This window comes from Actinoallomurus sp. NPDC050550 (assembly GCF_040655075.1).
Taxonomy (GTDB): domain Bacteria; phylum Actinomycetota; class Actinomycetes; order Streptosporangiales; family Streptosporangiaceae; genus Actinoallomurus.
In genome coordinates this window covers 31,110-50,565 of record NZ_JBFAJC010000032.1, presented here as the reverse complement: position 1 = coordinate 50,565, position 19,456 = coordinate 31,110, and the positions used below count along the sequence as shown (strand labels likewise).

The 19,456-nt window shown below is 69.3% G+C and carries 22 protein-coding genes and 3 tRNA genes; 5 read left to right on the top strand and 20 right to left on the bottom strand.

Going from position 1 to position 19,456, the window contains the following annotated elements; translation table 11 throughout:
- Positions 1–56: 56 nt before the first annotated feature.
- A complete protein-coding gene (locus AB0I04_RS34785; RefSeq protein WP_360894355.1) occupies positions 57–851 on the bottom strand; it encodes an ABC transporter permease in 795 nt (264 codons plus the stop codon).
- Positions 851–1,873, bottom strand: a complete 1,023-nt coding sequence (locus AB0I04_RS34780; RefSeq protein WP_360894352.1) for an ABC transporter ATP-binding protein — start codon at positions 1,871–1,873, stop codon at positions 851–853. The genes AB0I04_RS34785 and AB0I04_RS34780 overlap by 1 nt, the downstream gene beginning before the upstream one ends.
- Positions 1,874–2,275: 402 nt before the next feature.
- Here AB0I04_RS34780 and AB0I04_RS34775 point away from each other — a divergent pair, with 402 nt between their 5' ends.
- Positions 2,276–2,896, top strand: coding sequence for a hypothetical protein (locus AB0I04_RS34775; protein ID WP_360894350.1), 621 nt, complete (start codon positions 2,276–2,278; stop codon positions 2,894–2,896).
- A gap of 77 nt (positions 2,897–2,973) precedes the next feature.
- Here the strand turns inward: AB0I04_RS34775 and rplL are convergent, their stop codons facing one another.
- From rplL to AB0I04_RS34730, 9 genes are all read right to left on the bottom strand, one after another.
- Positions 2,974–3,363, bottom strand: coding sequence for a 50S ribosomal protein L7/L12 (gene rplL, locus AB0I04_RS34770; protein ID WP_360894347.1), 390 nt, complete (start codon positions 3,361–3,363; stop codon positions 2,974–2,976).
- A gap of 75 nt (positions 3,364–3,438) precedes the next feature.
- Positions 3,439–4,014 carry a 50S ribosomal protein L10 gene (rplJ, locus tag AB0I04_RS34765; RefSeq protein ID WP_360894344.1) on the bottom strand — a complete coding sequence of 192 codons (576 nt, stop codon included), beginning with the start codon at positions 4,012–4,014 and terminating at the stop codon, positions 3,439–3,441.
- A gap of 420 nt (positions 4,015–4,434) precedes the next feature.
- Entirely contained in the window at positions 4,435–5,277 is an 843-nt protein-coding gene (locus AB0I04_RS34760; protein ID WP_360894343.1) for a DUF6612 family protein, read from the bottom strand.
- 272 nt (positions 5,278–5,549) lie between these two features.
- Entirely contained in the window at positions 5,550–6,404 is an 855-nt protein-coding gene (locus tag AB0I04_RS34755) for an LppX_LprAFG lipoprotein (RefSeq protein WP_360894340.1), read from the bottom strand.
- Positions 6,405–6,621: 217 nt separating this feature from the next.
- Positions 6,622–7,347 carry a 50S ribosomal protein L1 gene (gene rplA, locus AB0I04_RS34750; RefSeq protein ID WP_360894337.1) on the bottom strand — a complete coding sequence of 242 codons (726 nt, stop codon included), beginning with the start codon at positions 7,345–7,347 and terminating at the stop codon, positions 6,622–6,624.
- 89 nt (positions 7,348–7,436) lie between these two features.
- The gene (gene rplK, locus AB0I04_RS34745; protein ID WP_360894334.1) at positions 7,437–7,871 is read right to left on the bottom strand and encodes a 50S ribosomal protein L11; all 435 of its coding nucleotides are present in this window, start codon (positions 7,869–7,871) and stop codon (positions 7,437–7,439) included.
- Between the two features lie 178 nt (positions 7,872–8,049).
- On the bottom strand, positions 8,050–8,781 hold the full coding sequence (gene nusG / locus AB0I04_RS34740) for a transcription termination/antitermination protein NusG (protein ID WP_345429280.1): 732 nt from the start codon (positions 8,779–8,781) through the stop codon (positions 8,050–8,052).
- A gap of 49 nt (positions 8,782–8,830) precedes the next feature.
- Positions 8,831–9,061 (bottom strand): preprotein translocase subunit SecE, encoded by a 231-nt coding sequence (gene secE / locus AB0I04_RS34735; protein WP_360894331.1) that lies wholly within the window; start codon positions 9,059–9,061, stop codon positions 8,831–8,833.
- Positions 9,062–9,173: 112 nt separating this feature from the next.
- A tRNA-Trp gene (locus tag AB0I04_RS34730) sits at positions 9,174–9,247 on the bottom strand.
- A gap of 172 nt (positions 9,248–9,419) precedes the next feature.
- Here AB0I04_RS34730 and AB0I04_RS34725 point away from each other — a divergent pair.
- On the top strand, positions 9,420–10,622 hold the full coding sequence (locus tag AB0I04_RS34725) for a pyridoxal phosphate-dependent aminotransferase (RefSeq protein WP_360894328.1): 1,203 nt from the start codon (positions 9,420–9,422) through the stop codon (positions 10,620–10,622).
- A 299-nt stretch (positions 10,623–10,921) separates the two neighbouring features.
- Here AB0I04_RS34725 and AB0I04_RS34720 read toward each other — a convergent pair whose 3' ends face one another.
- The 3 genes from AB0I04_RS34720 to AB0I04_RS34710 all read right to left on the bottom strand — a co-directional run bounded on the left by AB0I04_RS34720 (position 10,922) and on the right by AB0I04_RS34710 (position 13,240).
- Positions 10,922–11,665, bottom strand: a complete 744-nt coding sequence (locus AB0I04_RS34720) for a hypothetical protein (RefSeq protein WP_360894326.1) — start codon at positions 11,663–11,665, stop codon at positions 10,922–10,924.
- A 3-nt stretch (positions 11,666–11,668) separates the two neighbouring features.
- A complete protein-coding gene (locus AB0I04_RS34715) occupies positions 11,669–12,184 on the bottom strand; it encodes a SigE family RNA polymerase sigma factor (protein WP_360894323.1) in 516 nt (171 codons plus the stop codon).
- A gap of 81 nt (positions 12,185–12,265) precedes the next feature.
- Positions 12,266–13,240 (bottom strand): hypothetical protein, encoded by a 975-nt coding sequence (locus AB0I04_RS34710; RefSeq protein WP_360894320.1) that lies wholly within the window; start codon positions 13,238–13,240, stop codon positions 12,266–12,268.
- A gap of 162 nt (positions 13,241–13,402) precedes the next feature.
- Between AB0I04_RS34710 and AB0I04_RS34705 the strand changes: the two genes are divergently transcribed.
- Together AB0I04_RS34705 and AB0I04_RS34700 are read left to right on the top strand one after the other, a co-directional pair.
- The gene (locus AB0I04_RS34705) at positions 13,403–14,458 is read left to right on the top strand and encodes an adenosine deaminase (protein WP_360894317.1); all 1,056 of its coding nucleotides are present in this window, start codon (positions 13,403–13,405) and stop codon (positions 14,456–14,458) included.
- Positions 14,459–14,592: 134 nt separating this feature from the next.
- Positions 14,593–15,510: a GNAT family N-acetyltransferase gene (locus AB0I04_RS34700; RefSeq protein WP_360894315.1), complete on the top strand. Its 918-nt coding sequence runs from the start codon at positions 14,593–14,595 to the stop codon at positions 15,508–15,510.
- An 873-nt stretch (positions 15,511–16,383) separates the two neighbouring features.
- On the opposite strand, the gene AB0I04_RS34695 is transcribed toward AB0I04_RS34700, so the two are convergent.
- The 6 genes from AB0I04_RS34695 to AB0I04_RS34670 form a co-directional block, all read right to left on the bottom strand.
- Positions 16,384–17,469 (bottom strand): UDP-N-acetylmuramate dehydrogenase, encoded by a 1,086-nt coding sequence (locus tag AB0I04_RS34695; protein WP_360894313.1) that lies wholly within the window; start codon positions 17,467–17,469, stop codon positions 16,384–16,386.
- Positions 17,469–17,894: a MaoC family dehydratase gene (locus AB0I04_RS34690; protein WP_360894310.1), complete on the bottom strand. Its 426-nt coding sequence runs from the start codon at positions 17,892–17,894 to the stop codon at positions 17,469–17,471. The genes AB0I04_RS34695 and AB0I04_RS34690 overlap by 1 nt, the downstream gene beginning before the upstream one ends.
- A gap of 1 nt (position 17,895) precedes the next feature.
- The gene (locus AB0I04_RS34685) at positions 17,896–18,333 is read right to left on the bottom strand and encodes a MaoC family dehydratase N-terminal domain-containing protein (RefSeq protein WP_360894308.1); all 438 of its coding nucleotides are present in this window, start codon (positions 18,331–18,333) and stop codon (positions 17,896–17,898) included.
- Between the two features lie 147 nt (positions 18,334–18,480).
- The gene (gene rpmG, locus AB0I04_RS34680) at positions 18,481–18,648 is read right to left on the bottom strand and encodes a 50S ribosomal protein L33 (RefSeq protein ID WP_360894534.1); all 168 of its coding nucleotides are present in this window, start codon (positions 18,646–18,648) and stop codon (positions 18,481–18,483) included.
- A gap of 73 nt (positions 18,649–18,721) precedes the next feature.
- Positions 18,722–18,798 (bottom strand) — tRNA-Met (locus tag AB0I04_RS34675).
- Between the two features lie 102 nt (positions 18,799–18,900).
- A tRNA-Thr gene (locus AB0I04_RS34670) sits at positions 18,901–18,973 on the bottom strand.
- 311 nt (positions 18,974–19,284) lie between these two features.
- On the opposite strand from AB0I04_RS34670, the gene AB0I04_RS34665 reads away from it, so the two are divergent.
- Entirely contained in the window at positions 19,285–19,428 is a 144-nt protein-coding gene (locus AB0I04_RS34665) for a hypothetical protein (RefSeq protein WP_360894305.1), read from the top strand.
- Positions 19,429–19,456: the final 28 nt, after the last annotated feature.

Here is a 19,456-nt window from a genome sequence, read left to right as displayed (position 1 = left end):
CGGCGCGTCGATGAGGCGCTTGGCGGACCGGAACCCGCCCCACGTGCCGGCCGCCATCACATGCCCTTCTGCGGAACGAGCTGGAAGTACAGCGCGCTCATCACGAAGTTCTCCACGAACAGCGCCATCGCGGCGATGACGACGGTCTGGTTCACCGCGTCACCGACGCCCTTCGGGCCGCCGGAGGCGGTCAGGCCCTTGTACGAGGCGACGAGCGCGGCGGTGACGCCGAACACGACCGCCTTCACCTCGGCCTGGTAGAGGTCGGACAGCTGGGCGAGGCCGCTGAAGGAGGAGATGTACGCGCCGGGCGTTCCTCCCTGGAGCATGACGTTGAAGACGTAGCCGCCGGCGATGCCGGTGACCGACACGATCCCGTTGAGGAACAGCCCGACGAACGCGCAGGCCAGCACCCGGGGCACCACGAGGCGGTGCAGCGGGTTGATGCCGAGCACCTCCATCGCGTCGATCTCCTCGCGGATCTTCCGCGCGCCCAGGTCGGCGCAGATCGCCGAGCCGGCGGCCGCCGCGATGAGCAGCGCGGTGACGATCGGGCTGGCCTCCCGGACGATCGCCAGCACCGCCGTCGAGCCGGTCTGGGACTGCGCGCCGAGCTGCCGGATCAGGTTGCCGACCTGCAGCGACAGCACCGCGCCGAACGGAATGGCCACCATGATCGTCGGCGCGACCGTGACGCTGACGATGAACCACGCCTGCTGCAGGAACTCCTGCCACTGGAACGGCCACTTGAACATCGCCCGGAAGGTGTCGAGCGACAGCGCGAAGAACCGGCCGGGCTCGCGCAGCGTGACGTTGGCCACACCGCCGGCGACCTTGCCGGCGCGGGCCATCAGACGGCCCCTTCGTGGTGCTGCCCGGCACCCGCCGACATCGCCGCGACGTAGCGCGGCCACTCCTGGAGCCAGTCACGGCCCATCTCGTCGATGAACGACCCCTGCGGCGGGGTGACACCGTGCGCGCGCAGCCACTCGCCGGGCGCGCGCTGGGTCCGGCGGAGGCGGCCGTCGCTGGTCATCAGCTGCGGCGGAATCGGCGGCAGGGGTCCCGGGTCGCGCCCGAGGCGAGACTCGGCCTCCAGCTCGGAGAGGTCCTTCTCCTCCGACATGCCGATGGGGCCGACCTTGCGCGCGTTGAGGAACTGCCGGACCACCGGCTCCTCGCTGGACAGCAGCATCTCCCGCGGCCCGAACATCACCAGCTGGCGGAGGAACAGCATGCCGATGTTGTCCGGCACCGTACGGGCGGTGTTGATGTCGTGGGTGACGATGAGGATCGTCGCCCCGATCTCGGCGTTGAGGTCGACGATCAGCTGGTTGAGCAGCACCGTACGGACGGGGTCCAGACCGGAGTCGGGCTCATCGCAGAGGATGATCTCCGGGTCGAGCACGAGCGCGCGGGCCAGCCCGGCGCGCTTCCGCATGCCGCCGGAGATCTCGCCGGGGAACTTCTGCTGGGCCCCGGCGAGGCCGACCATCTCCATCTTCTCCATGACGATGCGCCGGACCTCGGACTCGGACTTCCGGGTGTGCTCGCGCAGCGGGAAGGCGATGTTGTCGTAGAGGTTCATCGAACCGAACAGCGCGCCGTCCTGGAACAGGACGCCGAAGAGCTTCCGCACCTCGTACATGTCGTGCTCGCGGAGGTTCGGCATGTCCTTGCCGTCGATCCAGCAGTGACCGCGGTCCGGCTTGAGCAGACCGACCATCGTCTTGAGGAACACCGACTTGCCGGTGCCGGAGGGTCCGAGGAGGACGGAGATCTCGCCGGCGGGCAGCGTCAGCGTGACGTCCTCCCAGATGACCTGACGCCCGAAGGACTTGGTCAGCCCTTCGACTCTGATTTCGACGCCCACTCGTCACCTTTCGTCCAGCCAGCCCGGGGGTGTCCGGTACAACGAGCGAGTTACCGATGGGTTACGTCGCCGGATCACACAGAGCCACTGAACAGTGGCCGGGGGGCCATCGTGCGTGCCGCGTCCACCTACCGTAGTCATCCCTCGCTCGATTGGAAGAGGTAAAACCGTAGTCATCGGCGCGCGGGCCGCCTCGTAAGCAGATCGTTACTCGAGTCCGGCTTATGAGACTAGCGGTCCAACAGTTTCCCTGTGAAGGGGTCGTCCGGTAACCCGGCGCCCGGACACGCGTACGGAACGTCGATAAATGATCACTCGCATGGACCGAATTCTATCAACCAAGCGCTTGATAGGTAAGCCCAGAGAGTCATGGACTCCTCGGCCTTCGGGATAATCCGCGTGATGAGCGAATCACCGCCCCATACCGACGACGACATCCGCTCCTACGTCGCCTCCTGCCCCATCACCCCGGAATTCGCCCGGCGGATCGTCGGCCTCATGGACCTGCCCTGGGATGACCCGGAGGTCGCCGACCGCGCGATGCTCGGCCTCGGCTGGCGCGACGAAGGCGAGGTGCCGATGGACGAGTGTCGTTTCGTCACCGACCTCGGCCATTTCGTGCACGGCGACTACTGCCTCTACATGCCGTTCGCCCACTTCTACGACGTGGGCGGGGAGCTGTGGCCGGAGGACGGCTGGGGTAGGGAGCCGGGCTGGTCCAGCCGGAAGGACGCCGACCGCGCGGACTTCGACGCCTGCGTCGGCGGCGCCGTCGACCGGTTCGCCGAGGTGCTCGGCCCACCGGAGGCCGACGTACGGACCGAGGGCACCACCCTGTCCACCGGCCCGTACTCCTGGCGCTACGCCGCCTGGCGCCGGAGCGGCAACGTCCTCGTCGTCGGCCAGACCCTCGAGCCCTTCTCCTACCACCAGGACGAGGAGGCGGTCGTCTTCATCCGCGATCTGCCCGAGGGAACACCGCTCCCGGACGCCGCCGCCTTCCCCGGCTTCCTCACCTGGTAGGCGAAGACGGCGAAGGGCGGCCACCCGGATGGGTGACCGCCCTCGAAGAGCGCTGAGAAAGCGCGGGAGAAGACGCCTTACTTGACGGTGACCGTCGCGCCGGCCTTCTCCAGGGCCTCCTTGGCCTTGTCGGCCGTCTCCTTGTTGACCTTCTCCAGCAGCGGCTTCGGCGCGCCGTCGACCAGGTCCTTGGCTTCCTTCAGGCCCAGGCTCGTGAGGGCGCGGACCTCCTTGATGACCTGGATCTTCTTGTCGCCGGCAGCCTCGAGGACGACGTCGAACTCGTCCTGCTCCGGGGCGGCCTCGGCGCCGCCACCCGCAGCGGCGGGACCGGCGGCGGCGACCGCGACGGGGGCGGCGGCCGTGACCTCGAAGGTGTCCTCGAACTGCTTCACGAACTCGGAGAGCTCGAGAAGGGTCATCTCCTTGAAAGCGTCGAGCAGCTCGTCCGTGCTGAGCTTCGCCATGGTGTTGCTTCCTCCTGTTGAAAACCCGCGTCGCTCGTGCGGGTGGGGTACTTCAGGTCTGTTACGACCGCGGGATCAACCCTCGTCCGACGTCTCTGCCGACGCCTCGGCGGGAGCCACAGCGGCCCCGCCTTCCTCTTCGCGCTTGACCCGCAGGGCCTCGGCCAGCTGAGCGGCCTTGACCGGCAGGGCGTTGAAGAGAGCGGCGGCGTTGCCCATCGACGCCTTCATCGCACCCGCGAGCTTCGCGAGGAGAACCTCGCGGGACTCGAGGGAGGCGAGCGTGGTGATGTCCTCGGACGTCATCGGCTTGCCGTCGACGACGCCGCCCTTGATCACCAAGTTCGGGTTGGCCTTGGCGAAGTCACGCAGGCCCTTGGCGGCCTCGACCACATCGCCCTTGACGAACGCGATCGCCGACGGGCCCTGGAGCAGCTGCTCGAGCTCCTCGGTGACCCCGGCCTCGCGCGCGGCGATCTTGGTCAGCGTGTTCTTCACCACGGCGAAACGTGCATTCTCACCAAGCGATCGGCGCAGCTCGCTGATCTGCGCGACGGTGAGCCCGCGGTACTCGGTCAGCACGGCACCGCTCGAGCTCTCGAACTCATTCTTGAGCTCGGCGACCGCCGCCACCTTGTCCGCCCTCGCCATGGGCCTCCTTCCAGATGTGCCACCGGTCGAAGGCCCAGAAAATACAGAACGCCCCGGCGCAGGCGCACGGGGCGTGAACATGACCAGCACCAGGTCACGTCTCAGCTCTCGAACTCACCTACGCGGGCCGCCCCGCTGTGCGGGACCTTCAGTCACCCCGTGGGTGACGACCGGCGGTCTTCGGCGTTGAACAGAGTACGCGATGCACCGGCACACGCCAAATCGCGTACGGACGCGGTGGACCCGGCCCTCATCCCGCACTGATCGACAGCGCGGGCGTGCGGCGAGCTCCGCAATGATGCCTCGCCTGCGGCCGAAAGGAGGCTGAATCCAGCAGATCCCCGGCGGCCGCCGCCTTCTCGCGGCAACCGCCAGGGATCCAGGGTCATCGACGGCGCAGGCCCGCCGGACGCACGAGCGTCAGCCGGCGGAGCCGGTCTGGCTCGCGGGCGGGGCCTCGATGGAGACGGGCTTGTTGAAGCCGCTGTACGTCGTCGTGGTGTTCGTCTGCACCTGGCTGCCCGCCGGGCTCTTGACCGCCATCTTGCGCGGGAGCTGCTGGTCGTCGACCCACAGGTCGAAGTCCAGCTTGTCCAGCCCGGTCTTGGCGACGAGCTGCTGCATCTTCTCGCGCTGGTCGCTGCCGAGCTTGGCCAGCGCCTGCTGCACGGAGTAGGTGCCCTGGTAGTGGGTGGTCGGCGTGCCGTCGACGGTCTCGGAGCCGACCTTGCGCACGTCCTTGGAGGCGGTCAGCATCCGTACGTTGGCCGAGGGGTCGGCCTGCTGCGACTGGTTCATCAGCGACTTGATGTCGAGGCCGCTCCGGGCGCCCAGCTTGCTGAGCGACATCTTGACCCACGGCTTGCCGCCGTTCCGGTTCGAGAGCGCCGCCATCTTCATGTACAGGTTGTCGCCCAGGAGGACCTCCTGGAAGCCGCCGGTCTCCCGGCCGTTCACCGACATGCTGGGGATGCTCATCTTCATCGCCAGGCTGGGCTTGAGCCGGTAGGAGATCTGTCCGGTCATCTCCGTCTGCTGCCCGGACATCGTGGTGTGGGAGGTGACCGCGGCCTGGAACGTCTTGATCTCGCTGGCCTTCTGCGACACCTTGTTCACGGCCTGCTCGGCCGCGAGCGCCGCGTTGGCGGACTTCGGCTCGCTTCCCTGTGCCTTGCTGCCACCGCCTCCCCCTCCGCCGCATGCGGCGAGGGACAGGGCCAGGGTTGACCCGGTGACGGCGAGGACGGCGGTTCGGCGGATCATCGCGTTTTCCTTCGAGATCGGTGTGCGCACGCTGCGCGGCAGCCTGCTGCGGCGGACAAAGAGTTACGACGCTTCAGTGATCACATCGGTTCAACCCGGACGTTCACCGCAGGTCAAAAGCGGTGCGCCCCGCGGCGGAGAGCCGCGGGGCGCGTCACGAGCGTGGTCGGCCGGGATCGCCGGACCTCGGTCGGCCCGGGAGACCGATGCCACCCGGCCGGCTCAGGAGGCCGGTGCCGCCCTGCCGGCTCAGGAGGCCGGTGTCACCTTGGTCAGCCCGGGAGGCCTGGTCCGCTGCCGTGGTGGTTCTGCATGAGCTGGTTGCCGTCCGCCACCTGGCTCGCCGGCGGCGCGGACACGCTGACGGACTTGTTGTAGTCGCTGTAGACCATCGTGGCGGTGGCCGCGCCGTCCGACGCGGAGCTCTTCGCCGTCAGCTTGCGCGGCAGGTTGTCCGCGCCGACCCACAGGTCGAACGCGACGCTCTTCCCGCCGCTCTTCTGGTAGAGGTCCTGGAACGACTGCTTGGCCTTGCCGTTGAGCTGCGCCGCGGCGTCCTTCGCGGTAATCGTCCCGGTGTAGTGGGTGGTCTTCACGCCGTCGATCGTCTGGGTGCCGGCCTTGCGCACGTCCTTCGAGCTGGTGAAGATCTTCGTCTGCTGCGCCGGGTCGGCCTGCTTGAGGATCCCGTTCAGGTCCAGTCCGGCCTGCTGCGCGGCCTTGGAGACCGAGAACTTCACCCACGGCTTGCCGCCGGTGAACTGCGACAGCTGCGAGGGGACCTTCCCGTACAGGTTGTCGCCGAGCAGGATCGCGCGCAGACCGGACTCCACCGAGTGGCCGCCGAAACCGGCCTGGTCGAGCGTGCCGACGGCGGCGAGGTCGGGACGGAGCCGGACCTGGACGACACCGTGCGCCTTGGAAGACGCCTTCCCGGTGCCGCTCTCGGTGATGTCCACCTTGTACGACTTGACGGTGCTGGTCTTCTGGGCCGCGAGGCTGATCGCCTGAGCGGCCGATACGTTCACGGCGCCGGTGCCGCCTCCCCCGTTGGCGCTCCCACACCCGGCGAGGGCGGCCACCAGGGCGGCACTAGCGGCCGTACCAACGGCATATCGACGAACCATTGTGAACCCTCCTGCGTATCGCGTACGGCCCCCGGCTCGACAAGAGCGCGAACGCCTGGTTCTGGCACTATCGAGTGTTGCCGCTCAAGATCTCCTAAACATCCCCCGATGGGACCAGATCCGGCTTCCCCGTATGCGACGTGAGTCGTACCTCGGGATGAGCAACGCGAAGGGGCGCCCCCGTAAACGGGAGCGCCCCTTCGTGGTGGGTGACGCGTCAGCCGGCCGCGGACTCTTCCAGCTCCGCGGTGAGGTTGCGGGTGACGTTGGGGTCGACCGGGATGCCCGGGCCCATCGTCGTGCTCAGGGTCGCCTTCTTGATGTAGCGCCCCTTGGCCGCCGACGGCTTGAGCCGCAGGATCTCCTCCAGCGCGGCGGCGTAGTTCTCCACGAGCTGCTTCTCGGTGAAGGACGTCTTGCCGGCGATGAAGTGCAGGTTCCCGTGGCGGTCCACGCGGAACTCGATCTTGCCGCCCTTGATCTCGGACACGGCCTTGGCCACGTCGGCGGTGACGGTGCCGGTCTTGGGGTTCGGCATGAGGCCACGAGGGCCGAGCACACGGCCGAGCCGGCCGACCTTGCCCATCATGTCCGGGGTCGCCACGACGGCGTCGAAGTCGAGCCAGCCGCCCTGAATCCGCTCGATCATGTCGTCGGTGCCAACGTGGTCGGCGCCGGCCTCGCGGGCCTCGTCGGCCTTGGCGCCGCCGGTGATGACCAGCACGCGGGCGGTCTTACCGGTGCCGTGCGGCAGGTTGACGGTGCCGCGGACCATCTGGTCGGCCTTGCGCGGGTCCACCCCGAGCCGGAACGCGACCTCGACGGTGGCGTCGAACTTGGTCGGCGAGGTCTCCTTGGCCAGCTTCACGGCCTCGGCCGGGCTGTACAGCGCCGACTTGTCGATCTTGGCGTCGGCGTTGCGGTACGCCTTGCTGCGCTTCATTGATGTCTCCTGATCTGGAGGTGGTGGTGCGGGCCTGCGCGCGGCCCTCCCACCGGGGTTACCTATGGCGTGCTCACTGCCGCGCTGGGTCAGTCGGCGACGGTGATGCCCATGGAGCGGGCGGTGCCGGCGATGATCTTCTCGGCCTGCTCGGGCGAGTTGGCGTTGAGGTCCGGCATCTTGGTCGCGGCGATCTCCCGGAGCTGGTCGCGGGTGATCGAGCCGACCTTGCTCTTGTGCGGCTCGCCGCTGCCCTTGTCGACGCCGGCGGCCTTCTTGATCAGCTGCGCGGCCGGCGGGGTCTTGGTGACGAACGTGAACGAGCGGTCCTCGTAGATGGTGATCTCTACGGGGATGACGTTGCCGCGCTGGGACTCCGTGGCCGCGTTGTACTGCTTGCAGAAGTCCATGATGTTGACGCCGTGCGGGCCGAGGGCGGTACCCACCGGCGGCGCGGGCGTGGCCTGGCCGGCCTGCAGCTGGACCTTGACGACTGCGGAGATCTTCTTTCTCTTGGGAGGCATGCCTCACCCTTTCGTTCCGGTTGGTTCGTCGGCCCCTACTCCCGTTGACACGGGCGACGCGGCGGCTGGAACGTCGACCGCCGCGTTGGGACCGCTTCCCCCGCGGGCACGCGGGGACGTCTTGAGGCTACGCGCCGACGCGAAGTGCTCCGGCGCCAGGTCTCGCGGACCTGATAGGTCAGATCTTGGAGACCTGGTTGAAGGACAGCTCGACCGGGGTCTCCCGACCGAAGATCGACACCAGCACCTTGAGCTTCTGGGCCTCGGCGTTGATCTCGTTGACGGTCGCGGGAAGGGTCGCGAACGGGCCGTCCATGACGGTGACGGACTCGCCGACCTCGAAGTCGACGGTGGCCGCAGCCTTCGCCGTCTCCTTGGTCTTGGCCTGCTCCTCGGGCTCGGGCGCGAGCAGCGTCGCGACCTCCTTGAGGTGCAGCGGCGACGGCGTGTTGGACAGCCCGACGAAGCCGGTCACGCCCGGCGTGTTGCGGACGGCCGCCCAGGACTCGTCAGTGAGCTCCATGCGGACCAGGATGTAGCCCGGCAGGACCTTCTCGTTGACCTTCTGACGCTTGCCGCCCTTGACCTCGGTGACCTCGTGCTGCGGCACCTCGACCTGGAAGATGTAGTCCTCCATGTTGAGCGACTGGGTGCGCTGCTCGATGTTGGTCTTCACGCGGTTCTCGTAGCCGGCGTACGAGTGAACGACGTACCACTCACCCGGAAGGAGCCGCAGCTGGGTCGTGAACTCTTCGACCGGGTCCGACGCCTCGTCGGACGCCTCTTCGGACGCTTGGGCGGACGTTTCGTCGGACTCCGTGGCGACTTCCTCAGCCTCGGCCGAAGCCGGTGCTTCCACCGACTCGGCCTCCTCGATGGCCTCGTCGTGAAGCTCTGGGGACTCGGACACGGTCACTCTTTCTCTCGTCTGTGGGTTGCTGATGGAATCCGGCACGCGATCAGCCGAAGAGCTTCAGCACAACCCAGGAGAACGCGTTGTCGAGACCGAACACGATCGCCACGACGATGATCACGAAGATCAGCGACACGGTCGTGTACGTTACGAGCTCGTTTCGCGTAGGCCAGATCACCTTGCGGAGCTCGGCGACCACCTGGCGGTAGAACAGGAGAGGCGAGGTCCGCTTCTTGACGGACTTCCCCTTGTCCTTGATCGCGGTCTCGCCGCTCATCTCGGTCGCCATTGCTGTCGACGCATCCCCTCGTCGGTTGTGTCGCGAACTTCCGGTGTGGGCGTGCGTTCAGGACGCCCGCGCACGTGCGCCGTGCACGAACCGTATTCCGCAGGGCAGGAGGGACTCGAACCCCCAACCACCGGTTTTGGAGACCGGGACTCTGGCCAATTGAGCTACTGCCCTTCACAGTGGACCCGATGGCACGCGAGAACCATGCGGGACGCCACTAGGTCACGCAGTCTACGTCTCAAACCGCCCTCGCGTCGAACCAAACGCCGATCGCGCCCTTCGCGCCGCGTTTCCATACCCCGATATGGGGCTGAGAGCTGCCACGATGTCTGCGACGATAGGGACCATGAGCACTCGAATCTCCGCTCGGATCGCCGCGATCTCCGAGTCCGCGACGCTCGCCGTCGACGCCAAGGCCAAGGCGCTGAAGGCCGCGGGGCGTCCGGTGATCGGATTCGGCGCGGGCGAGCCCGACTTCCCGACTCCGGACTACATCGTCGAGGCCGCCGTCGAGGCGTGCCGTAACCCCCGGTTCCACAAGTACACGCCGGCCGGGGGGCTGCCCGAGCTGAAGGCGGCGGTCGCGGAGAAGACCAAGCGCGACTCCGGCTACGAGGTCGAGGCGTCGCAGGTGCTCATCACCAACGGCGGCAAGCAGGCGGTGTACGAGGCGTTCGCCGCGCTGCTCGACCCGGGCGACGAGGTCATCGTACCCACGCCGTACTGGACGACCTACCCGGAGTCGATCAAGCTGGCGGGCGGTGTGCCGGTCGACGTGGTCGCCGACGAGACCACCGGCTACCTCGTGAGCGTCGACCAGCTCGAGCGGGCCCGCACCGACCGTACGAAGGTGCTGCTGTTCGTCTCCCCGTCCAACCCCACCGGCGCCGTCTACACGCGCGAGCAGGTCGCCGAGATCGGCCGCTGGGCCGCCGAGCACGGCCTGTGGGTGATCACGGACGAGATCTACGAGCACCTCGTCTACGGGGACGCGGAGTTCTCCTCGATTCCGGTGGTCGTCCCGGAGCTGGCCGACCGCACCCTGGTGCTCAACGGGGTCGCCAAGACGTACGCGATGACGGGCTGGCGCGTGGGCTGGATGATCGGCCCGAAGGACGTCGTCAAGGCCGCGACCAACCTCCAGTCGCACGCGACGTCGAACGTGGCGAACGTCTCACAGGCCGCGGCCCTCGCCGCGGTGAGCGGCGACCTGACGGCCGTGGCGGAGATGCGCAAGGCGTTCGACCGTCGCCGCCAGACCATCGTGCGGCTGCTCAACGACATACCCGGCGTCGTCTGCCCCGAGCCGAAGGGCGCGTTCTACGCCTACCCGTCGGTCAAGGAGCTGCTCGGCAAGGAGCTTCGCGGCAAGCGCCCGCAGACCTCCGTCGAGCTGGCCGCGCTGATCCTCGAGGAGGCCGAGGTCGCGCTCGTGCCCGGCGAGGCGTTCGGCACTCCGGGCTACTTCCGCCTGTCCTACGCGCTGGGCGACGAGGACCTCGCCGAGGGCGTCGGCCGGGTCGCCAAGCTGCTGGCCGAGGCCCACTGACCCGTCCCGTACGGCGACGGCGGCCGGATCCCGCGTCGGCCCGTGGCGTGATCACGTCCGGGCCGGCGACCGGTCTCCCACGTCGCTCCTGGTCCGGGTGACGGACATGACGACGCCCCGCGAGCGCCACGGTGCTCGCGGGGCGTCTCCGGTTCGGCCTGCGCCTGCTGAAGGTCTCGGGCGGATCGCCGCGTAACCGGACGGAGATCCACCTGACCCTCAGGACCGGATGCGACCGGGAGTCGACTCCGGGCGGGCGCAGTCGACTCTCGGCCGCGCGCAGGCCGCGCTCGCGCGGGTCAGTCGGCCCGGACGCCGTCGGCCACCTGCATCAGCTGGGCGCCGAGCGTGGGGCTGACCCCGACGTAGACACCGAGACCGCTGCGCTCGATCCACATGACCTGGCCGAAGGCACCGGCGGCGCGCAGCGCGGCGTGGCCGTTCACCTCGGCGTGTTCCGCGGTGGGCGGGGCGAACCCCATGTCCCCCGGTTTCCGCAGCGTGGCGTCGCGCACGAGCCGCACCTCGATCCAGCCGGCCGGGCCGGTCCAACGGCAGGTCGTGATCTTGCGCCCGCCGGTCTTCGTGCCATCGCAGCTCTCGGTCGGGTCGATGCCCACGGGCAGGTAGCCGAGCAGTGCCTTGGCGGCCCCGGGAACGTCGACGTGCGTCCCGCCGCTCGGATGCCGTGACGGCCGTGCGCTCGAGTGCCCCGGAGCGGACGCGCTCGCGGACGGCGCCGCCGACCTGATGTTCGGCGACACGGACGGCGATGGGGTGGCCTGGGTGGCGTTCATCCCGCCGCCGTTCTTCTTGTGCCCGCCCTCCGGACCGGTATTGCTGACGGTCTGCGGGTGGATCGCCTGATAGGTCGGGATGACCGCGATCGCGGCCACCACCCCGGCCGCAGCGACCGCGATGGTCGTTCGCCGCCGGACCGTCCGCTGATGGCGGCGCTGTGCGTCATGCGCCAGCGTGCCGGACGCCGACACCCCCGTGACATGCTCCGCCATGGCCTGCCGGAGTTCGTTCTCCAGATCCATGGTTCACCCCCTCGACGCCGCCGCCTGTGCGGACTGTCCCATTCGTTCGCGGAGGCGGGCGAGGCCCCGCGCGGCCTGACTCTTGACGGTGCCGACCGAACAGCCGAGCATGGCGGCCGTCTCCGCCTCCGACATGTCCTCCCAGTAGCGGAGGACCAGCACCGCCCGCTGACGTGGCCCGAGCTTCTTCAGCTCCTCCATGAGCACGCCGCGCAGTTCGACGGTGCCCGCCTCGGAGGCCGTCGGCGTCTCCGGCGGGGCCGCCATCTGGACCTCGCGGAGAATTCGCCAGCGTCGGGCCCGGCTGACGGACAGGTTGACCAAGATCTTGCGGACGTACGGCTCCGGATTGCTGCCGGGCTTCATCCGACCCCAGTGCCGATACGCCTTCTCCAGGGCCGTCTGCAGCAGATCCTCCGCATCCGTCCGCCCCCCGCACAGCAGCTGGGCGGTTCGAAGCAGCGCAGTACCGCGCTCCGCCACGAACTCGACGAATGACTCGTCGTCTCGACGCGCCAAGGCACTCCGTCCGTCGTACGCCCTCTATTTATGTCGATCGGTCGCGGGTGGCCCACCGCGCAGGGCCACCCGCGCCGAGCCTCAGTGAAGCTGGTTCAGCTGCGTGGCGATCGCCGGGAGCTGGGTCGCGAGCGCGGGGCTGCCGGTCAGGTAGACCGCGTAGCCCTGGTCGGTGATCCACAGCACGCCGGTGCCCGCCGGGCTCTCCCACGTCTGGGCGCCCGCGACGGAGGCGAGGCCGCCGCCCTCCGGCAGCTTCAGCTCCGCGGCCAGCTCCTTGACCGTGGTCTGCGGCGGGGTGTTCAGCCGCTCGACGTTCAGGAAGTTACCGCCCGTGGCGGTGAACTTCTGCACGACCGTGCAGACCTTACCGCTCTGGAGGGTGATCGCGTGGCTGTGGGAGGCGGCGAGGTGCATGCCGTTGGGCAGCGTGACGTCCTTGGCCTTGTTGTTCTCCACCTTGATGACCGGCGGGACGGAGGAGCAGTCCGGGGCCGTCACGTCAGGCACGTTCGCCTTCGGCAGGCCCGGCTTCGCGGTCGGGACGGTGCTGGGCACGGAGGCAGCGGAGGGCTGGCCCGCGGAGGGGAGGCAGGTCGGCAGGTTGGTCGGGACCTTCTTGTCGGTGGGCACCTTCACCGGCACGTCCGGCGTCGCGCCGGTCTTCGGCAGCTCCGCCTTCGGGAGCTTGTCCTTGGGGAGCTTGTCCGTCGGCAGCCCCGGCTTGGGCAGCTCGCCCTTGGGGAGCTTGTCCGTGGGGAGCTTGTCCGTCGGCAGCCCCGGCTTGGGCAGCTCGCCCTTCGGGAGCTTGTCCTTGGGCAGCTCGCCCTTCGGCAGCTTGCCCTTGGGGAGCTTGTCCGTGGGGACGCTCACGCAGGTCGGCACCCCGGTCGGGACGCCGCCGGTGGCCTGCCTGACGGCGTTCTTCGCGCCGTCCGCGACCGGCTTGACCGAGGGCGCCGGGGAGTTGCTCGAGACGGTGGCGTAGGCGACCCCGCCGGCGGTGATGGCGCCAACGGCACCGGTGGCCAGCAGAGCAAGCTTGAGGTTGATCACATCTATCCCTTTCAGCGCGGTTTGACTCTCGCGCCCCTCATATACGCGTGGGTCCCAGACCGGGTTGCACGGCTTCTCAAAGTTTTTTTCGGGAATCCTCACGGGCGCTCTTCGAGGGGAGGTCGCCGCAGGCTCGAGCAGCGCATACGGCAAGATCGGTGCATGGAGGCCCGTCCGATCGCAACCCTGCCCAAGGCCCATCTGCACGTTCACTTCACCGGTTCGATGCGGCACACCACGCTCGTCGAGCTCGCCCGCAAGCACCGCGTGCACCTGCCCGACGCCCTCGTCGAGGAGTGGCCTCCCCGCCTGCGCGCGACGGACGAGCGCGGCTGGTTCCGCTTCCAGCGCCTGTACGACATCGCCCGGTCGGTGCTGCGCGACGAGGAGGACGTACGGCGGCTGCTGCGCGAGGCGGCCGAGGACGAGGCCGCGGAGGGCTCCGGGTGGCTGGAGATCCAGGTCGACCCGAGCGGGTACGGGAGCCGCTTCGGCGGGCTGACGGCCTTCACCGACCTCGTTATGGACGCCACCCGGGATGCCTCCGAGGCCACCGGGGTCGGCATCGGCGTCGTCATCGCGGCCAACCGCACGCGGCACCCCCTCGACGCGCGGACGCTGGCGCGGCTGGCCGCCCAGTACGCCGGAGGGGGGGTCGTCGGGTTCGGGCTGTCCAACGACGAGCGGCGCGGCCGGGCGTACGACTTCGACCGGGCCTTCGCTATCGCCAAGCGGGCCGGCCTGCTGTCCGTACCGCACGGCGGGGAACTGCTCGGTCCCGCGAGCGTACGGGCCTGCGTCGACGCGCTGCGGGCCGACCGGATCGGGCACGGCGTGCGCGTCGTCGAGGATCCGGCCCTCATGGACACCGTCGCCGCCCGCGGCGTCACCCTCGAGGTCTGCCCGTCCTCGAACGTCGGTCTCGGCGTCTACGCGACGCCGGAAGACGTTCCTCTCCGCCGCCTCTTCGAGGGCGGTGTGTCGATCGCGCTGGGCGCCGACGACCCGCTGCTGTTCGGGTCGCGGCTGACCCGCCAGTACGAGCTGGCGCGCCGGGACCACGGGTTCACCGACGAGGAGCTGGCCGAGCTGGCGCGGTGTTCGATCCGGGGTTCCGCGGCCCCTCCGGAGACGCAGAAACGACTCCTCGACGGCATCGACGCCTGGCTCGGCACACCGCCCGGAGCCGCCCTCCCGGCGGCGCCCCCGCGCGAGTGAGAACGCCCCCGGAACCACCTTCACGGCTGCGTCCGCGCGACCTGGAGCCCGCCGTCACGGCAGCGTCCGCGCACGGCGGAGAACGCCCCCGGAACCAGCCGCACGCCGACGGACGAAGTGGAATGATCGGACACGTGATCATCCGTACCGCGACCGTCGAAGAGGCCGCCAGACTGACGCCTTACCTCCCCGTCACGCACGCCGTCCTCGACGGTGACCGGCTGGTCGGCGGGCTGAGCCTCATCGAGGCCCGCCCCGGGGTCCGCGAGCTGAGCATCTGGGTGATACCCGAAGAGCGGCGGCGAGGGGTCGCGAGCAAAGCCGTGCGGACCATGACCGAGCAGGCGGACGGGCGGCTGGAGATGGTCACCGATGTGGCCGACGCGGTCTCCCAGCGCGTCGCGCTGAACGCCGGGTTCACCCGCGAGGCCGTACGCCGGAACAGCGGACCTGGCGGCGGCCGACCGGACGACGTCGTCTGGGCCTGGCTGCCCGGCGACCCGCCCGGCCCGGCGCCGCGGCCGTTCCCCGACCTGCGGGGCGGCGAACTGCGTGACGGCGAGGTGAGCCTGCGCCCGCAGGGCCCCGCCGACGTGGACGACCTGCTCGCGCTGATGAACCTGCCGGACGTGCGTGCCCGGGCGACCGTCAAGCACGTGCGGACGCGCGCCGAGGTGGCGCGGCGCCTCGAGCACGCCGCGAGCGAGTGGCTGGCGGGCAACCGCGCGGACCTGACGATCCGGGTGAACGACGAGTTCGCCGGCGACATCGGTCTGTACTACGAGGCCTGGAGCCGGTCGGCGATGATGGGCTACAGCCTGCTGCCGGCGTTCCGCGGCCAGGGCATCGTGCCGCGCGCCGTACGACTGCTCAGCGCGTGGGCGTTCGAGATCGGCGTCCAGCGGCTCGCGGCCGGAACCGCTCCGGACAACACGGCGTCGCAGCGGGTGCTGGAGAAGGCCGGTTTCGTCCGCGAGGCAGTGCATCGGTCCCGGCTGGACGGCCCGGACGGCACCCGCAGCGACGATTTCCTGTACGTCCTACTCCCCTGACCGGGCGAGCGTAAGGCGTCCGTCGCGGTTCTGGTGCTTTCGCAGTAAGTGGAACGGCTCTACCCGCAGGAACTGCTTGCCGATGGCCGGGGGGTGGTATCGGCTACCTGCTCAAGGACCGGTCTCCGACATCGGCGAGTTCGTCAACGCGGTACGAAAGAATGAGCCCGTCCAGATGTGCGCGGCCCACGCATTGACATTTCTGTTACCACACGTCTACGCTCCGTTACTGACTTGGATGCGCGACGTGGTGCCGGTGTGCGGGGCCCCTGTTCCACCAGAGAGATGGTTCGGGCCTCTTCGTGCGCCGTTGGCCGCGCCAGTGTAGCCGGGTCGTGAGGGAACCCGCCGTCCTGAGAGTGGACCGCACGCGGGACGTGCGTCGCCGTCCGGGATTGAAAGCGGGGGACCAGCGCGCCCAAGACCGTTCGGGGCGTGCCGCTGCGCGGGATCCACTCGTGCTCAGTGTTGAGGAACGGTAGCAGTACCCCCGGCACACAGGGGATTTAGCCTTTTCGCGGCCAGGCCGGTGCCCGACGAGGCTGGCGTCATTACGAACACGCCCTCAATCAGATCACCGGCCGCGGCCCAACTGGCCCGTGCTACGCGCCGAGCGCGCTGGCGCCCGGCCTGGCCCGTGGCGCGATGCTGTTCGATCACGCCACGGGCCAACGCGGGGAACTTGGCCGTCGATGCCGACCTGGACGTCTCCAGTCCGCCCGGCGGCCCCACCGTCTTCACGATCACCGCGCCACTCACCGCCGGCTCGTAATAATCCGGCAGGTCGATGGTGCCGTGACGCCGCGACGTCAAGGAGCGAGCGGGTGTACGACTCGGCCGAAGACGCGGGTGTCCGTGGCCGACGTCCGGACGTCAGAGGCGGATGCCGACGAAGACCGGTTCGTTGACGAGCGTGACGCCGAAGGCCTCGCGGACGCCGTCGCGGACCTCGCGGGCCAGGGCTAGGAGGTCGTCGGTACGCCCGCCGTCGGCGTTGGTCAGCGCGAGGGTGTGCTTGGTCGAGATCCGGACCGGGCCCCGGCCGTACCCCTTGGTGAAGCCCGCCTTGTCGATCAGCCAGGCCGCCGAGGTCTTCGTGCGGCCGTCCGGCTCCGGGTAGCGCGGGAACACGGCGCCCGGGCCGAGCCGGTCGCCGACGCGCTTCTCCAGGTCGGTGAGCTGGTCCGGGTCGAGGATCGGGTTGGTGAAGAACGACCCGGCGCTGCGCGTGTCGGGATCGGCGGGGTCGAGGACCATGCCCTTCCCCCGGCGCAGGCCGAGCACCGCGTCGCGGGCGTCCCGCAGCGGGACCCGATCGCCGGGCTCGACCCCGAGGGTCCGGGCCAGTTCGGCGTAGCGGACCGGAGCGGAGAGGTCGGCCGGTTCGAGAGCGAAGGTCACCTCCAGCACGACGTGCCGGTCGGCGCCCTTGAAGGCACTGGTGCGGTAGCCGAACCGACAGGCGTCGCGGTCGAGGACGACGACCTCGCCGCGCTCCCGGTCGTACGCGCGGACCCCGACGATCGTCTCGCTGACGTCCTGGCCGTACGCTCCGACGTTCTGGATCGGGGTGGCGCCGAGCAGGCCGGGGATGCCCGACAGGCACTCGACGCCGGACAGGCCCTCCTCGACGCACCGGGCGACGAACGGGTCCCACTCCTCGCCCGCCCGGGCGCGTACGAGCACGCGGCCGTCGCTCCGTCGGCGGTCAGCGTGAAACACGGCGACGGACACGCCGCGGGTGGCGATGTGCACCGCCGTGCCGGGAAAGCCCGCGTCGGCGACGACGAGGTTGCTGCCGCCGCCGAGGACGAGCACCGGCTCGCCCTCCCGGTCGGCGCGGCGGACGGTGTCGGTCAGTTCGTCGTCGGTCGTGGCCTCGACGAAGCACCGCGCGGGCCCACCGAGCCGCAGCGTGGTGTAGCCCGCGAGGTCGACCTGCTCGCAGCGGACCGCCATCAGGCGAGACGGACCGTCGCCTTGGCGCGGGTGAGGACCTTCTCACCGCGCGAGCGGGCGGTCAGCGCGACGACGACCGTGTTGTCGTCGCGCTTGTCCTCGATCACACCGGTGATCTCGATCTCGGTGCCGCCGTCATTGGGCACCACGACCATGGAGGAGAACCGGACGCCGTAGTCGACGACCGCACCAGGGTCGCCGGCCCAGTCGGTGACGTACCGGCCGCCCTGCGCCATCGTGAACATGCCGTGCGCGATCACGTCGGGCAGGCCCACGGACTTGGCGAACGGCTCGTTCCAGTGGATCGGGTTGAAGTCCCCGGACGCGCCGGCGTACTTGATCAGGTCGAGGCGCTCGACCTTGTACGTCTTCGCGGGGAGCTCCTGGCCCACCTCGACCTCGTCGTACTTCACGGTGGCGGTCATCTCAGGCACCTCGCTCGATGATGACGTTGTGGGCCGTGCAGACGTGCTCGCCGTCGACCGTCTTGATCACCGTCTGCAGGTCGAGGCGCTCGTTGCGGCCGATGGAGCGGATGCCGGCGATCGTCGACTCGGCGGTGACGACGTCACCGGCGTGCAGCGGGCGGACGTACTCGAACCGCTGCTCACCGTGGACGACCATCGAGTAGTTGAGGCCGAGCTCGGGGTCGGTCAGACCGGCGCCGGTGATCGAGATGACGATCGGGAAGGTCGGCGGCGCGATCACGTCGGGATGCCCGGCGGCCTTGGCCGCGTCCGAGTCACGGTAGATCGGGTTCAGGTCGCCGATGGCGTCCGCGAACTCCCTGATCTTCAGCCGGGTGACCTCGTACGGCTCCGACGGCGGGAAGGCCCGCCCGATGAAATCGCGGTTCAGCGCCATTCAATCCGTCCCTTCCCGGAATACCCACGTGCGCGCCAGGGGAGGCGATGAGGCGACGTTAACAGACGTGGTTCAGCCCGCCCCGGCAGCGATGCCGGGGCGGGCTGTGAGCGTCAGGGAACGCCGACCGGCGAGCCCGCTCCCGCCTCAGCGGGTCTCGCGGTGCGCCTGGTGCTTACGGCAGTTCGGGCAGTACTTCTTCAGCTCCAGGCGGTCCGGGTCGTTGCGCCGGTTCTTCCGCGTGATGTAGTTGCGGTGCTTGCACTCCTGGCAGGCCAGCGTGATCTTTGGCCGTACGTCGGTGGCAGCCACGATGGAGTGCCTTTCTGGTGAGGGACACTGGACAACGACCTGCACCAACCCCCCTGCGAGAGGGGAGGCGGTGAGGTGGTAGCGGAGGCCGGACTTGAACCGGCGACACAGCGATTATGAGCCGCTTGCTCTGCCTGACTGAGCTACTCCGCCGCGAGGGTCGGGACAACCGGAGAAAAGAATACCGGACTCTCCGGATGCACCCGAACAGACGAAACCCGGTCCACGTTGGCGGACCGGGGTATCGGCTGCAAGAGCCCCCTTACGGAATCGAACCGTAGACCTTCTCCTTACCATGGAGACGCTCTGCCGACTGAGCTAAGGGGGCGTGCGCCCTTCCGCGCTCCGTAACCATACACGCTGCGCGGCTCGGACACGAAATCGATTCGCCGGGGCCATCCGCGCCTCGGTGCCGGCGCCGTACCGGGGGCGTTCACCGCCTCCCTCCGGCCCGTACGCGGAGGCATCCGGACGCTCGTTCTGGTCGACCCTGAGGCACCCCTGACGTGCCCCTGGTCCGGCCCTGAGAACCCGGGCGAGGAGGCGATCACGGCTCTAACGTGATCATCGTCCGCAAGGTGCCCCGGCCGGGTCCTCACGCCTCACCGGACGTCCCTTCGGGCGTCCGTCCAGGAGGGGATGATCATGCTGCTCGAAGGCAGGCGCGAACGTCGTCGCGCCACCGTACGGCGCGCCGGCGCGGCCGCCGACGCCGTCAACCGGTACCTCATCGACCTGCAGGTCCCGCCGCGAGGCACCCGCTGCCCCGCCATGACGCCCTGAGCCCTTTCGGGGGTGCCTGGGGGTGTCC